The sequence below is a fragment of the Clostridium hydrogeniformans DSM 21757 genome (genome assembly GCF_000686705.1).
In the GTDB taxonomy this organism is placed as follows: Bacteria; Bacillota; Clostridia; order Clostridiales; family Clostridiaceae; genus Clostridium_Z; species Clostridium_Z hydrogeniformans.
Genome location: NZ_KK366006.1, coordinates 146035 through 161299 on the forward strand (window position 1 = coordinate 146035; position 15265 = coordinate 161299).

At 28.6% G+C, this 15265-nt stretch carries 16 protein-coding genes; 1 reads left to right on the forward strand and 15 read right to left on the reverse strand.

Features of this window, described 5'->3' with window-relative positions; genetic code table 11:
- Positions 1 to 39 precede the first annotated feature (39 nt).
- From BR69_RS20930 to BR69_RS0119405, 13 genes are all read right to left on the reverse strand, one after another.
- Positions 40 to 1710, reverse strand: a complete 1671-nt coding sequence (locus BR69_RS20930) for a B12-binding domain-containing radical SAM protein (protein ID WP_051623706.1) — start codon at positions 1708 to 1710, stop codon at positions 40 to 42.
- Positions 1673 to 2890, reverse strand: coding sequence for a DUF6365 family protein (locus BR69_RS20935; RefSeq protein WP_051623707.1), 1218 nt, complete (start codon positions 2888 to 2890; stop codon positions 1673 to 1675). Before BR69_RS20935 ends, BR69_RS20930 begins: the two co-directional genes overlap by 38 nt.
- Positions 2865 to 3773: a radical SAM protein gene (locus BR69_RS0119355; protein ID WP_027634674.1), complete on the reverse strand. Its 909-nt coding sequence runs from the start codon at positions 3771 to 3773 to the stop codon at positions 2865 to 2867. Before BR69_RS0119355 ends, BR69_RS20935 begins: the two co-directional genes overlap by 26 nt.
- A complete protein-coding gene (locus tag BR69_RS0119360; RefSeq protein ID WP_027634675.1) occupies positions 3770 to 4603 on the reverse strand; it encodes a sugar phosphate nucleotidyltransferase in 834 nt (277 codons plus the stop codon). The genes BR69_RS0119355 and BR69_RS0119360 overlap by 4 nt, the downstream gene beginning before the upstream one ends.
- A gap of 66 nt (positions 4604 to 4669) precedes the next feature.
- Positions 4670 to 5548, reverse strand: coding sequence for a hypothetical protein (locus tag BR69_RS0119365; protein WP_027634676.1), 879 nt, complete (start codon positions 5546 to 5548; stop codon positions 4670 to 4672).
- Positions 5529 to 6791: a DUF6365 family protein gene (locus tag BR69_RS0119370; protein ID WP_027634677.1), complete on the reverse strand. Its 1263-nt coding sequence runs from the start codon at positions 6789 to 6791 to the stop codon at positions 5529 to 5531. Before BR69_RS0119370 ends, BR69_RS0119365 begins: the two co-directional genes overlap by 20 nt.
- A gap of 16 nt (positions 6792 to 6807) precedes the next feature.
- Complete coding sequence (locus BR69_RS0119375; RefSeq protein WP_034850160.1) at positions 6808 to 7434, reverse strand: hypothetical protein; 627 nt, start codon at positions 7432 to 7434, stop codon at positions 6808 to 6810.
- A gap of 1 nt (position 7435) precedes the next feature.
- Positions 7436 to 7756: a hypothetical protein gene (locus BR69_RS20940; protein ID WP_051623708.1), complete on the reverse strand. Its 321-nt coding sequence runs from the start codon at positions 7754 to 7756 to the stop codon at positions 7436 to 7438.
- Positions 7757 to 7791: 35 nt separating this feature from the next.
- Positions 7792 to 8607 (reverse strand): ABC transporter permease, encoded by an 816-nt coding sequence (locus tag BR69_RS0119385; protein ID WP_027634679.1) that lies wholly within the window; start codon positions 8605 to 8607, stop codon positions 7792 to 7794.
- A 2-nt stretch (positions 8608 to 8609) separates the two neighbouring features.
- On the reverse strand, positions 8610 to 9521 hold the full coding sequence (locus BR69_RS0119390; RefSeq protein ID WP_027634680.1) for an ABC transporter ATP-binding protein: 912 nt from the start codon (positions 9519 to 9521) through the stop codon (positions 8610 to 8612).
- Positions 9522 to 9717: 196 nt separating this feature from the next.
- On the reverse strand, positions 9718 to 10272 hold the full coding sequence (locus tag BR69_RS0119395) for a LemA family protein (RefSeq protein ID WP_027634681.1): 555 nt from the start codon (positions 10270 to 10272) through the stop codon (positions 9718 to 9720).
- Between the two features lie 31 nt (positions 10273 to 10303).
- Entirely contained in the window at positions 10304 to 12160 is a 1857-nt protein-coding gene (locus tag BR69_RS0119400) for a DUF2207 domain-containing protein (RefSeq protein ID WP_027634682.1), read from the reverse strand.
- A gap of 232 nt (positions 12161 to 12392) precedes the next feature.
- On the reverse strand, positions 12393 to 12677 hold the full coding sequence (locus tag BR69_RS0119405) for a hypothetical protein (protein ID WP_027634683.1): 285 nt from the start codon (positions 12675 to 12677) through the stop codon (positions 12393 to 12395).
- Between the two features lie 142 nt (positions 12678 to 12819).
- Between BR69_RS0119405 and BR69_RS0119410 the strand changes: the two genes are divergently transcribed.
- The gene (locus BR69_RS0119410) at positions 12820 to 13221 is read left to right on the forward strand and encodes a hypothetical protein (protein WP_027634684.1); all 402 of its coding nucleotides are present in this window, start codon (positions 12820 to 12822) and stop codon (positions 13219 to 13221) included.
- A gap of 410 nt (positions 13222 to 13631) precedes the next feature.
- Here BR69_RS0119410 and BR69_RS0119420 read toward each other — a convergent pair whose 3' ends face one another.
- Entirely contained in the window at positions 13632 to 14498 is an 867-nt protein-coding gene (locus BR69_RS0119420; RefSeq protein WP_027634686.1) for a DMT family transporter, read from the reverse strand.
- A gap of 193 nt (positions 14499 to 14691) precedes the next feature.
- Complete coding sequence (locus BR69_RS0119425; RefSeq protein WP_027634687.1) at positions 14692 to 15192, reverse strand: VanZ family protein; 501 nt, start codon at positions 15190 to 15192, stop codon at positions 14692 to 14694.
- Between the last annotated feature and the right edge of the window lie 73 nt (positions 15193 to 15265).

The window sequence follows — 15265 nt, forward strand, 5'->3', positions numbered from 1 at the left end:
CCTTTAAATTTTTAATATATAAAAAGTACTCTTTAGTAATTACTTAAAACCTTGTTTTAAATTGTTTAGTTTATTATAGAAATCTCTTACTAAGGTAAACTCCTTATTTTGAATTAAGCTAAGCTCTTTTAACTTTTTCTTATTCTCTCTTTTTATCTCCTCATAATCTCGTCCTTCTACCTCATCAAAGCCATATATTCTTGCATTATGGGTAAATTCACTATTCTTATTTTTAAACCTATCTTTATTCCACTCTAAAAGACCCTTGTAATCCACCAAATCTTTTCGTATCTCTATGTTATATTTTTCTGGATATTTACCAATTAAGCTATTAGGAACTAAGAAATATTCATTAAGCCAGAAGTTATTTATCTTTTCTATATTTTCTTTTATAAAGTTATATGTGTCTTTAAAATCCTCATGAAACTCATGGGGTAATCCAATTATAACCTCTAGTTCTGCCCATATTCCTATATCTTTGCACCATTCTAAAACCTCTTTTAATTTTTCAAGATCTAGTCTCTTGTCAACTAAATCTAAAATCTTCTTACTTCCTGATTCAAAACCAAAAACTAGTTTTTCACATCCTGCTTCTTTCATAAGTTTTAATCTTTCATATGTCATTCCATTTACTCTTGCACAATCAGACCAATAAATCTCTAAGTTTCTATCCTTTACCTCATTACAGAACTCTTCAATAAAGGTACCTGAAAAGTTAAAAGTATTATTAAGAAAATAAAAATAATTTGTGTTATATTTACTTTTTAAATACTGAATATCATCTACTATTTCCTTAACCCTTCCCCCTACAACTTTTCCTCTATCATAATCACTTTGAGTACAGAAAGCACAATTATAAGGACAATTGTAATTAAATATATAAGGTAGAACTACCTTTCTTTCAATATTAGAGTTCTTCTCCTTATTATGTCTATATGCTAAGGATGAAACCCAATCTGGCCACTTATATATCTGGGTGCAGCCCTCTTTATTACTTTTAGGCAATACCCTCTCATAGTTCTTCATGTTTAAATTTTCCCAGTCTGGTCTTATAATACAAGGAGTGTTCTCTCCATTATCTAGAATTTCATCATTATTTAGTCTTAAGAGACCTTTTAAATTAATTAAAGTTTCTTTTTCTTCTCCCTTGTTTAAAGAATTAATTATATTAAATATAGTCTTTTCTCCTGGACCTTTTATAATATAACTAAATTCTTCTAAAACTCCCTTCCATAACTCCTTGTAAAACTCCTTAAATATATAAAGATATGAAATGTTATTTCCTCCAATAAATATTGGCTTTTCTGTTTTTCTCTTTAAATAAGCTGCTATTATAAAACCTAAGTGTATTTGCATCAAGGAAAAATCTGCCCCTATGGAACTCCCAAAGGAATCATATTTACTTAAGTCTATTCCATTTAGCAGATATCTAGCTATTTTCTCTATATCCTTATCCTCTTTTCCTTTAATATAATTTAAAACCCTATCTTTATCATAAATACACTTAAAAAGTTCTATGTTTTTATCTATATCTACATTATCCTGATTCTTATTATCCATATAGTTAAGATCAAACATATATGTTTCGATATCTCTCCCTTTTAAGTAGCCTGATAATACCCCAAGACTTATTGGTGGAATAGATGGTTCTTCTAAATTAAACAAGGCTTTCTCAGAAGGAATTAATACTATACATAGATTCTTTATCATCTTTAAAACCTCCTAATACTATAGATTCAACTATATAATTTGGTTTCCAAAGTGAACTTAAACTTTTCTTAAGTTCTATAATCCTTTCTCCTATTCTCTCTTTCTTTTCCTCGTTAAAAAGCATTTCTTCCACTTCTCTTATTACATCACTTTTATCAAATTGCTCTACAGTACTTATAATATCCATGTATGGGTTTCCTTCCATAAGTGGCTTTAAAAACTTATACCATCCTACTGGATACATATAATATCCATAGGTATAGACATCATCCCCCACTTTAGAAAACTTAGAATTCATAAGCATTATACAGGGTATCCTTGAAAGAGCGAGTCTTATCATAGAGGTAGAAGTTATATTTCTCCCAATATATAAGTCACTTGCCATAGCATATTTATCAAAGTCCTCTGTTGCCATAGAGGTAATCCTTTTAATATTATTATTCAATGAATACTTAGCCTCATCTCCTATATATAGGATTAAATATCTTTTACTTAAATCACTAAGTATTGACTCATATATTTTATCTGATATGGATATAAATTCATCGGCCCCTTTATATTTTCCATGGATATTCTGCCAGGTAGCTGAAGTCACCATTATAATTTTTTTATCTTTAGGAAGCCCTAATTCATCCCTGTACTTTTCCTTATTATCTTTGTTATATGGTAAAAAATCTTGAATAAGTGGATATTTAAATTGATTATTTTCTGAAGCTAAATGAGGATTAACAATTGGGCATGGTGCTAGTTTAAACCCATAATCCTCTATTTTGGTATTTTTAAGTATATTAGAGTTGAATCCATATGTGTCCATGGCTTCTCTTTGTAATTCCCAATGAAAGTTATCAAAGGTTCCTACTTTCCCTGAAAATATTTCTAAGTCATTAATATTTATTCCATAATGCTTTTCACAATAATGATAATTTAAAAAATCTGACAATATAATTATTTCTGGCTTAATTCTAAGTTCTATATCCTTTAATAAAACCCTATTTATTTTAGAGGCCTTAGGTATTAGTATGGTGTACGGGAAATTAAGACTTTTTACTACTTTTTCATGTCGTGGTGGTATTAAAAAATGTGGCTTATGACCATATTTCTTTATTTCCTTTGCAAATTCAATGGCTATTATAAGCTCTCCATAAGCCCAAAAGCTAGTTACAACAAATAATACCTTCAAACTCATCCCACCCATAAAACTCTAAGTATTCTTTATATACCCCACCACATTTCTTATTCTTAATACAGTTATTGCACACCTTTCCCTGATTACGAGTTTGTTTTTCCATAAAGTTATCATAGTTTGGCAATATAACATTATGGTAAAGAAGCTTGTACTTTATCTCTTCCCAGTTTATAAGGTGCTTGCTATAGTCCCCTAGGATACATGGAGGAAATCCTTCCAATGTAACAAAGGTATTTAATTTTATAGCTGCATCAACAGCCTCTTTAACATAAGGTACTATATCAGTAAGCTTTGGAGTTACCTCATAAAAATTTTTATAAGCTTTTCCTGTTGGATGTATAGCTGAAATATTTATATGATCTACTTTAAGTTCTTTTATGTTATACTCTATTATTTCCTTAAGTTTTTTATAGTTTTGTTTACAAACAACTGTATTAGTTCTAACCTTAGCTCCAAGTTCCTTCACATTCTTTATTCCTTCTACTACTTGATTAAAACATTTTTCCTTAACTCCACAAATTTCATCTAGAACCTCTTCATTGTTAGAATGTAATGAAACCACAAATAAATTTACTCCTAACTCCACTGTAGTTTTTGCAAAGTCTTTATCAGCTAAGGCTCTTGCATTAGTTTGTATTGATACATTAGGATAACCTAAATCTTTAATCTTTTCTAAAACTTCTAGAAAATGAGGACATATACAAGGCTCTCCCCCATGGATGTTTACCACCTCATAGCCTCCATCTTTATTACTCTCAAGAAATTTAAATATAACCTCTTTTTTTACTAACTCTTCCCTATCTTTATGTGAGTCTACCACACAAAATATACAAGAATTATTACAAGTATCCGTTAAATGTATGCTTAATCCTTTCATAGTTTACCCCCATTAATAAATAAATCATTATATACATTATTAAGTAAGTAGTTATATAACTTGTCTGTACAACCAATGTCATAGCACATCCCCTCTGGAAACATGATAGCCTTAGCCTTAAGCCCTTTTTCTACGGCTTCCATAAATATACTGCTCATTAGTAACTCTCCTTTATCTCTTTCTTCTCCCTTTATATACCTTAAAACTCTAGAATGTAGTAATTCTGTGAATTTAGGAGACCATACAGCAACATTCCATGAATTATATATTTTTGTTGATTTAGGCTTATCATATATCCCTAGCACCTCTCCATTTTTACCTATTTCCACTGGTGCTAATTCTTTTGGATTATCAGAAGGAAAAACTCCTAATGCTAAATCTAACTCCTCTTCTATAAAGGCTTTATATAAACTTCTAAAACATGTACTTGGCTTAACCACAGTATCTGGCATTCCAAAGAATACATCCTTATCTTTAACAAAAGGATAGGCAATATCAAGGGCTACAGGCATAGCATATAAGTTATTAGCAAGATCCTGTATCAAATATGCCATATTTACATCATACCCATTCCCATCTCCATAAAACCTTATAAGCTCAGTCTTTTGGGTATTCACCACCATATATAAATTGTCTACTCCAGCATTTTTCATATTTTCTATAATGTACTCTGAAATTACCTTAGGAACCCTTATCTCTTTTTTATTCTCATCTAAAGCAGTCTTATATCCTAAAGGGATTAACTCTTTCCATATCTGAAGAGGTTTCATCCTTTTCCCTATTCCTCCTGCTGGTATAACTGCAACCTTCTCCCTACTGCTAACTTTCATTATATCCCTCCTTTAATCAAAGAATTTTATATAAATATCTCTTTCTTTTATAAATAAATTTACTTTCTATATATTATCATATTCTAGTTGAATGGTAATTTTTCGTCTAACATATTCCTGCTTAATAGAGTTATCAAAATTCACATAATTCTCTTCCATATCTCCATATAGGCATAATCCATTTTCTACATCTATCATTATGTGACCAGAGTAAAAAGACTTTCCTTCCTTTGATGCTTTTTCATGGCATATCTTAACCTTTGAGTCATCACAATAATATTGAAATATAAAACATAATTTCTCTAAGCAAACTCCATATCCCATATACTTAAAATAAAACTTACCATTTTTAAAGGAGGACTCATCTTTATATAATCCAAGTCCTATAAAGCTTTCTTGGTTCGATATCTCATCTATCTCTACGAATTTACCAATTGAACTAAATATTTTATTATTAGAATGTATTATAGATATAAAGCTTTCAAAGGTTATAATATCAAAGGCTTGCATTATTAAGAGGTATACACTTGGGGTCTTTGGGAGCTTATTGAAAGAATTATATAATGACTCATACTGTTCTTTCTCCCTAGTAAAAGGAGTATCCCCAAATAACTTCTTTCTTATTTCTTCTTCCTTTATTGAATATAATGCATGATTAAGAATAACTGACTTAGGAAAATTCCAATTCATCCAAGTGTTATTAGAGGAATTTCTAAACTTAACATCTTCCCAAGAAATTTCTGTGAAGAAAACATTATTTTCAGGAGAGCTAACTATATTTCTTATATACCTAGAATGTAATTGCTGTAGCCTTTCCCTGTTATTCTTTAAATCAATATATCTATTATCCATGGTTATTTTATATCTACTCTTATGACCAATAGTTATATTTAAATTACTATTTGGTATTTCATTAAATAACCTCTTAAGTTCTAAAATATGCATCTCCTCCTTTATCCTTTTCTATAATCTCTTCCATAACTTCAAAGGAGTCTTTAACTTTATAATATTTTTCTATAAAGTCCATCTGCTGTTTTTTTAATTCCTCTATAAAAACTTTATTATTAAGAAGATTATCTAGGGCGGAAACTGCTTCACTCACCTTAAACATGCTAGCTACTTCAAAGGTTTTTACATAAGGATTTTCTTTTAATACAGCTGTTAGAAAATTACTCCATCCAAACACACTAGCCTTAAATGGATAGACTACTTTTACTTCATCAGCCATCTCTCTATACCACAATGGCATTTCTTTTATTCTGTTAGTTAATTTATAAAACTCTATTAATTTGTTGTTTTGAAAAACTAAGGAAGGTACATTACCAAGTATAGCTTTAGTTAATGTAATTGAAACAATATTAGTAGTTATATATAGATCTGATATTAATAAGTACTTTTCAAATTCTTCTGATGGTAGACCCTTATAATGTATATAGTTTATATTTTTAGACTTTCTCTCTATCCATTCCCCATGCCCTACATGGATTACTGTTACCTTTTCATTTAACATTTCTATATAGTTGTATAGAATTTTAGGTATCCATTTTATAAGCATTGATAAGGCTGGAATCCTATATATATTTAAAGTTTCCCAATAAGATGTGGTTATAAAAATTATCTTTTCTTCTTCTTTTAAATCAATACTATTTTTTATCTTAATCTTTTCTTCAAATTGTAGGGGTTTTATATGATTAAATAGTCTAAAATATCCTTCCTCCTTACTCCTTGGCATGGTTAAAGGACAGTTCTTTACTATATAATCACACTGATCTAACAAAGGTTTTAACTTTTTATTTATTCCTCCATAATAATCTATGGAATACCCTGCTTCTGAATACTCATATTCATCTAAGCTGATTATAGGAACTTTATACTGTTTTAAAAAACTTAAGTTTATTCCACTCCAATTCTCAGAGTATTCTACAGTAAAGGCATCACATAAAATTATATAACTTGGAAGAATATTTTTTATATAATTTTCCACTATACTACGATTCTTTTCTCTTCCATCTAATGTATCTAGATACAAAAATGATATTTCCTTATCACTTACATACATCTTATGTTTTTTAGGTAATATAAAATGTATATCATAATTATCCCTTGGTAATGATTTCTGAAAAGAATCTGCAATGGTGAGTTCTCCTGATGAAAGTTCTCCTAGTATCATAAACATTAATTTAACCATAGCTATTACCCCTATATTAAAAGTAAATCTCTTCTATTAAAGTAATCTTTTCTACTATATCACCATCCCCAGATATCTTAAGCTTGTTCTTGTATTCCACTAAAAAACTTCTAAAAAAATCTGATATTAACTCTATCTTACCTCCTTCTAATTCCTTAGAATCATCTATTATTTTTATTGCCTTATCCCTATTAGACATAGAATAATATATTTCTGATAAAAATATATAGGTCACTATATAATAGGACTTATATTCAGATTTTTTTTGCTCATCTATTAAGTTCTCCAGTCCATTAATTATGGTATCCTCTGCTTCGTAACTAAAAGATAAAAGCCTGTATTTCATTATTAACATTAACCAATTAAGTGGTTCCTGTTCTAGTATTCTATCTATAGCACCAATAATATCATTCATTATAGAAAAAGATACCTCATTATTATATTGATTAATGGTTTCATCATGCTTTGCTAAAAACCAGTTATAAAATATAAAGGTTAATGCTTTTTCCCTATTATCTAAATCACTATAATATAGGTCCTTAACCTTTTTATTATAACTACTATCCTTATATTTTAACTTAGCTAAAAAAGCACTAGTTCTAACACTTTCTTCTACTTTACTATCAATATAAAGCAAAGCCATACTATATATCATCCTCCGTTGCCTTTTCAACTTCTTCATTACCCTCTAAGTCTGGTGTATATACTGCTGAATCTGCTGCAAAAAACTCTTCCATATTCTCTGGGGTTAGTTTATCATAATCATCTTCTCCTAAAGACTTAATGAGTATCTTCTGTACTTCTGATAGTTCATAATCATTAAGAATTTCCTCTGGTTCTTCTATAAGTCTCTTTTTAAACTCCCCATCTTGTACTGCCTTCATTATTATCTCTTGTATTGCTGTGCCGCTATTATTTACGGTCTCCATTACCTTGTCATTTTCTCTTTCTTTAAAATCACTCATTTAAACCCCTCCATAAAATATTAATTTATATAAATTTATATAAATAATGCTGCTAATATTAAAGGTAAAAATATTAAAGCAGCTATTAAATCTTTATTACCTTCCTTATTTTTATTATCCCATTTAAAAAGCCTGTAGCTTAAAATATAGGATAATACTGCCATAATAAATAATATTATTAAGGCTTTTGAAGAAGGTATACCGCCCTTTAAGCTTTCTGTCCCCATTGCTAAGTTATTAATACTATTCATTGCATAGGTACTTGGAATTAATTTAGAGATTGTTTTTAAAGACTCTGGCATAGATTTTATTGGAAGCATTAATCCACCTATCATTACAGATGGTATAAAAATTAACTGAGCCCATAAGGTGGTTACTCTTGAATTATTACTACATACCCCTATAAGTATTGATAACCCTAAGTTTACAAAAGCAAAAACTCCACATATTAGTACTAGATATAATGGGTTTTCAGGGATATTTGCATTAAAAAATACCTTTGATGAGAAATATATTATTATTGAACTTATTAAAATATGAAAAAGAGTTGATATGGTTATAAGTGATATTATTTGTAGCCTGCTTATTCCATATATTTTGTAGCTTCTATATACTCCATTATCTCTTGAAGAAACTATAAGGTTTGGTATGCTTAATATAGTAGCTGCCATAATACTAAATATTATCATAGAAGGTATCATCTGCTCTTTAAAATCTGGTTGTAATTTTCCCATTATATTTCCTATGAAAAAGAAAAATCCTAGAGGAAATAAATAATTCATAAATAATATGGATTTATCCCTAAGTCCCATATTAAATTCTATTTTTAAGTGATATAAAAAATTCTTCATATTTACACCTCCTGCTCAGTTAATTTTATAAAGGTGTCTTCTAAGGATGGTCTATCTACCTTTAAATCAGTTATTATATTATTACTTTCCTTAAGATGATTTACTAAGGTAAACAACATATTATTTATATCTGTTGAATAGAACACATGATATTCCTCTATCTGTCCACTATATTTAATACTTTCACAGCATATATCTTTAATTCCTATATCTTCTTCATTAAGTTTAATCATAATCTTATTTCCTTTATTCATAGATGCTGATATCTCTAGCGGACTTCCAACCTTAACTAATTTTCCATTTACTAAAACTCCAATCCTATCAGAAAGCTTTTCAACCTCTGCCATATCATGAGATGCTAATAATATAGTAGTGTTTTCTTTCTTTAACTCTTCAATAATCTTATGAAGTTCTATTCTTGTAACTACATCAAGACCCGCAGTTGGTTCGTCTAATATAAGTAATTTTGGTTTATGTGCAATAGCTATGGCTAATACTACCTTTCTTTGTTGCCCTACTGATAAACTTCCATAACACTTATTCATATGTTCTGTTAACTTAAATCTTTCTAAAATATTATGGGGAAGACCTACATTATGATATCCTGTAAATAACTTAATAGCTTCTGATACCTTCATATCCTTTGGCAATGCTGAGGATTGCAATTGCACTCCCATTACCTTTCTTATATGATTTAGATTATTAGAAACTGATTTGTTATCAATTAATATCTCCCCTTTAGTAGGTTTAATTAGTCCTTCTAAACACTCTAAGGTGGTAGTCTTCCCAGCTCCATTAGGTCCTAATAAAGCAAATACCTCTCCTTCTTTAATAAAAAAACTTATGTCATCTACAGCTTTATGTCCATTATAATCCTTAGATAAATTTCTAACTTCTACAAGAAATCTATTCATTTCCCCTCTCCCCTTAAAATTAATAAATTATCAAATTAAAAAACTTTATTATATTATATATTTATAATATAATAACCTTTATTACATTTATTGTAAATTATTTTTTTGTTAATATATATTAACTTTAATATTAAGATAAACTAAGGGGACTAAGAATCTTCTATTCTTAATCCCCTTAACACATTCTATATTATATTTAAAACTTAACCCTAACTACGTCTCTATCCCTATCCTCTATTTTAAAATATGCTTCTTCTTTAAATCCAAAAATAGAAGCAAAAATATTTTTAGGAAAAACCTGAATACTATTATTATATTTAAGGACTATATCATTATAAAACTGTCTTGAATATCTTATTTTCTCTTCAGTATCCTTTAAGTCTCCTTGAAGACTTATAAAATTGCTATTTGCCTTAAGCTCTGGATAAGCTTCAACTACCACCATAAGCTTATCTAAGGCCTCAGCCATCATATTATTTGCATTAACAGTCTCTTCTATGGACTTAGCAGATATAGCAGCATTTCTTGCTTTTACTACTTCATCAAAGGTGCTCTTTTCGTGAGCTGCGTATCCCTTAACAGTTTCAACTAAATTTGGTATTAAATCTGCTCTATTCTTAAGCTGAACATCTATTTGTGCCCAAGAATTCTTCACTCTATTTCTTAAAGTAACCAGTCCATTATATATAGAAATTATATATAGTAGCAATATAACTACTAAGAAAATAGTAACTATTAAACCTATCTTCACTTTATTCACTCCTTATAATAAAACTTTATGGCTAAAAGGCTCCACCGCCGCCTCCGCCACCACCGCCTCCAGAACTACCTCCACTAAATCCTCCACCAAAACCTCCAGTGGAAGAATCCTGTGATGTAGCTACTGCTGCACTGTCAATGGCTGTATCAACTATAGTTGTAGTATCTGAAATCATAGAACTTATCATGTAATAATTATAAAAACTATTATTAAGTCCCATATAGGTTAAAGAAGGATCATTAAATTCCTCTTCCTTAAATATCTTAGGTAACTTTTCAATTACTTCCTCTGCAACTCCTAAGGATATTGCATATACTAAATAATGTTCCCATATAACTATTGAAGGTATATCTGCCTTATCCATATTAGAGAAATGTCTTAAGAACTTTTTAAATGCCATCCATTTAGCATTTTCTTCTACCCCAAACCTAGTTTTCTTTTTAATATTAGAAAGAAATGCCATTGCTACTATAATAATTACTCCTAATCCTGCTGCTACTGCTGAAATGGCTGATTTAAGAATAATAGCTAAAACTCCAAAGGCTATTGCAATTATAAATCCTAAGGTATAGAATATTTCCTTTCCATTAGCCTTATTTTGTCCAAAGAAATTTTTCTTTTCTCCTTCTTTATTAACTAATTCCTTAAATGTATCGTAGTCCTTATTAAATCTATTAGCGGCAGATTTTTTCTTAAGCTTCTGTTTAATATTATCTAAGATTACAGATTCTCCATCACCTAAGTGGTCTATAAACCACTTAATAATAAATCTCTCATGAGGATAAAGAGAATCTAAACTTACATTATTTATTTTCTCTATCTTGTACTTAGTTTTAATTTTTCCTCTTTTCCCCTCTTCATCAACACTAGATATTTTTATTTTTCTCTTTCTAACTAAGTCCATAATAGTTGCCATAATATCCTCTGAATTAGTGCTTCTATTATATACTAGGTAGCTCATTATTGCTGGAGTATAATCTCCTGGAAGATCTCTATAATATTCTCCTTTAAACTCTGGTTCAAGATCTCCTCCAAACTTTTTAAACATGTATAATAAGCTTGAAATCCCTGCCCCTATGCCTCCAAAGAATAATGGCGCTAGCTTATTCCTAGTTCCCCTAAGTTCTTCTTCTCTTTTTAATCGTTCTCTTTCTCGCTCTCTCATTCTATTAGCTTCTTCTGCAAAACCTTTCTCTTTATCTAGAAATTCATTAAGTTTATCTACATTATAAATCCTAGTAGAGTATCTTATAAGGTCTTTAGGGAATAGAATAAAGGTTTCTAATACATCCCCTTTATTTACAAAAGGTACTGTAAAATTAAAGGTTCTATTATCCAGAATAGAAGATGCCCCATTTAAAGGTCCGTGAGCAAATACTCTTAAATCATTTTTATTTGCTCCCTCTGGTATGGTAATTTTAATATTTATATTTTCTAAAGGTACATCCCATCCTTTATCTATTATCTTTCTATTAAATGTAGAAATATCATTATATTTTTCTGCTACATTTTTAAGAACATAACTATAGGTAAATGTCTTTTGTTCTGATTTTGACTTCTCATATATCTTAAGTTTTAAAATACTTCCCTCTTCTTTAGTTTCATAATTACTTATCTCCCTGTCCCCTACCAATATCTTAAGATTCTCAACTCCATCGCTTCTATCCCTATCAATATTCCTAAGAACTCCATTAAACTCTCCCTTAAAATCATAGGTTATATTCTCTTTAACATAGGCATCACCATTCTCTTTTATATCCACATACATATTATATGATGAAACCTTATAATCTTTGTTATCTCCATGAGCTATTATCCCTGGTATGAAAAAGCTAAAGAGTAATATAAGAGTAACTATTAAGGTGCTTTTTTTCTTCACCCTTATCCCCTCCTTTTTTTATATAAATATGTATTTATATTCTTCATTCATAATAATTAAAATACATACTCCATATATTTAGTTTATAGTTTTATAAAAATTACTATTATTATAATTATAGTTCATATATCTATAATTTAACATTATATCCACCTTAAATTTCTTATTTACAAATGAAACAAGGATGATCCATCATTCTCATCCTTGTAATATTATGCTTAAAGTTCCCCTTCTATTCACTTTTTTCTGAAGACTCCTTATCGCCTATACTGCTCTCTTGTTGCTTTTCCTTTGTATTTTTTTCTATAGTCTCCTTAATACTTTCCGTAAAAATCCCCATAAAACAAAATATACTTATTAAGGATAATACTATTTTTGAATTATCTTTCATTACCTCCTGACTAGCTACTCCGCTACTTTGACCATTGTTAATGGACAATGTAGTTGAACTTGAATCAGTTATAAGTATTGTAAACATACAAAATAATGCTAGGAAAAAATATATTATCTGTTTCATATTTCCCTCCTAATTTAGAGTTATATACTCACATTATAATATTCCATAATTTAGTTTTAATGTTATAATTATTCTATTGTATATCCCATTTATTTAAAATAAATACCATATTAAATTTACTTAAAAAGTTATGAGGTGTAAAATGATTTTTCTTAGAATTTTATCAGATAACATGTATGAAGATTTATTTTTTATGATAAATTATGAAGATTTTTATAAAGATATAGATTCAAACTTCTGTGTACAGAATAAGCTATTCTCATTAGATTTATTATCTATATTCAGCTATGATAATGATTTATTAGTTGGTTTTAGAGAATATGATAAGGATTTAGAACCTGATAAAGAGGAAATGAGCGAATATTGTCTGCATTCTTATCATAAAGGATTATATGGTGATAAAAATCATGGCTTAAACACTGTGGTAAAAGATACATTGTTCAATCATTATTTCAAGGATAATAATATTGAACCTTTAGGAGATTTGAATATAGTAAAGAATGATTTACTTCAAAACTTTATGAAAAATTATATAAGGATTTAAAATATGGATTATATAATAAAAACTATATATGTGAACTAAATGATTACTCAATAGATATTCAAAACTTTGTAAATGAACGCCTAGCCCTTATTAGTAATGATTTTTATTACCCTAACAATGATCGATTTAATTACCTAGAAAATCCTAGTTATGTGAGGGATCTTTGGATTAAACTTAAAGGTAAGAACGAAATATTAAAATACCTTGATAATATCAACCCCCATGTTACCTGTGTTTTTATAAAAGATAATAGCATAAATAATTACAGGTATTATCTTTGCCACCACTATGAACACATAAAAAGTGGTTCAGAAGAAATTGTAATTAATATATTAGAAAAAAACAAAGGGGATTTTATAAAATTTATTCTTCCTAGATTTAAAGATAGGTTTGGAGAACATATTAGTCCTTCAGATCCTTCCCTTTTCATCTAAATCTAGTGCAGCAATTAAAACACTTAATAATAAGATTATTGCTCCTATATAACCTTTTAAGGTAAGGAATTCTCCTAAAAATATATAGGCAAATAAGGCTGAAAAAACTGGCTCTAAGGATAAAATAAGACCAGTATGAGTAGGACTTATATACTTCTGTGCTGCTCCTTGTACTATATAACCAAGGGCTGTACAAAGTATACTTAAACCCAATACTACAATCCAGGATAAAGGAGTATTAGGTAGTTTAAAGCTTTCTGTAAATAGGGAAAATATACTACTAAATATTCCAACAAGTCCAAGCTGTAAAACACTAAGGGTTACTGAATTAACCTTTTTAACAAATTCTCCTGTTAAAACAATATGCACTGCAAATAATATGGCACATACTATACAAAGAATATCTCCTCTATTAATACTTAAGTTTTCATTTAATGTTAATAGTGTAATGCCAATTAATGCAAATATTATACTAATAATAACCTTTTTTCTAAGTCTTTCTTTTAAAAATATGAATGAAATTATAGGAACCAATACCACAGAAAGACTAATAAGAAATCCTGCACTAGAAACTGAGGTATATTTTAGTCCTAAAGTCATTGAAATAAATACCCCAAATAACACTAGAGATAACACCAAGGAATATCTTAGGGTTTTAATATCTGTATTTAAAATATCTTTTCTAAATACAGCTGCCCCTACTAGAAATGCAATAATAAACCTTAATGAAATAAGATTAAATGTTTCAAGAGTTTCTAACCCTATTTTAGTTAATATATATGATGCTCCCCAGAAAACTGTAATCATTAGTAACATAAGATTTGCTCTTACTTTCTTGTCCATGATTCCATCCCCTAAATATATAATTCTTTAATAATATTATATTGAATTATTACTATACTTTTTAGGCCTCTAAGGCTTTAACTATCATAATTTCAACTCCTCAATTTTCTTTTATCAACTTAACAATATCTTTTCCTTAATAATTATCTATTAATTTTCTTTAATAAGTAATTTTAGATTTATGACTATCTCTTTAATATGTATTTAAAACTTTTTTAGTGTAATACTTTCTATACTTATTTAAATAAAAAAACACTAAAAATCCTATGATAGCACCTAAAGTATTTAGTATAATATCATCTATATCACAACTGCCCAATAAAAACACTAATTGAGTTATTTCCAGAAATAGACTTACCATAAATCCAATTATCACAACATTTTTTAATTTCTTAATCCCAGTAAATAACAATGGTAATAAAAAACCTAATGGTCCAAAGGCAACTATATTCCCTAAAATATTTTCCACAATTATATGTTTACTTAGTCCTCCCGTACAAAATTCAGAAATCATTTTAAATGGGGTTAAATTTATCAACTTTAACTTGTCTATAATAGATAAATTTCTCATATATCTTGTCATAAGAAGAGCATTACCATTTTTAAATAAAATTAAATTTACCAGTATTATTAAATATATAATAAATAATGTCCATAAAAATATCTTTAGTTTCCCTGACTTTCTTTTTTCCATAATGTATATCCTTTCGCTCTTATATTCCTTTAATTTTTTTATCTAAATGATACCTTATGTCTAGGATTTTCAT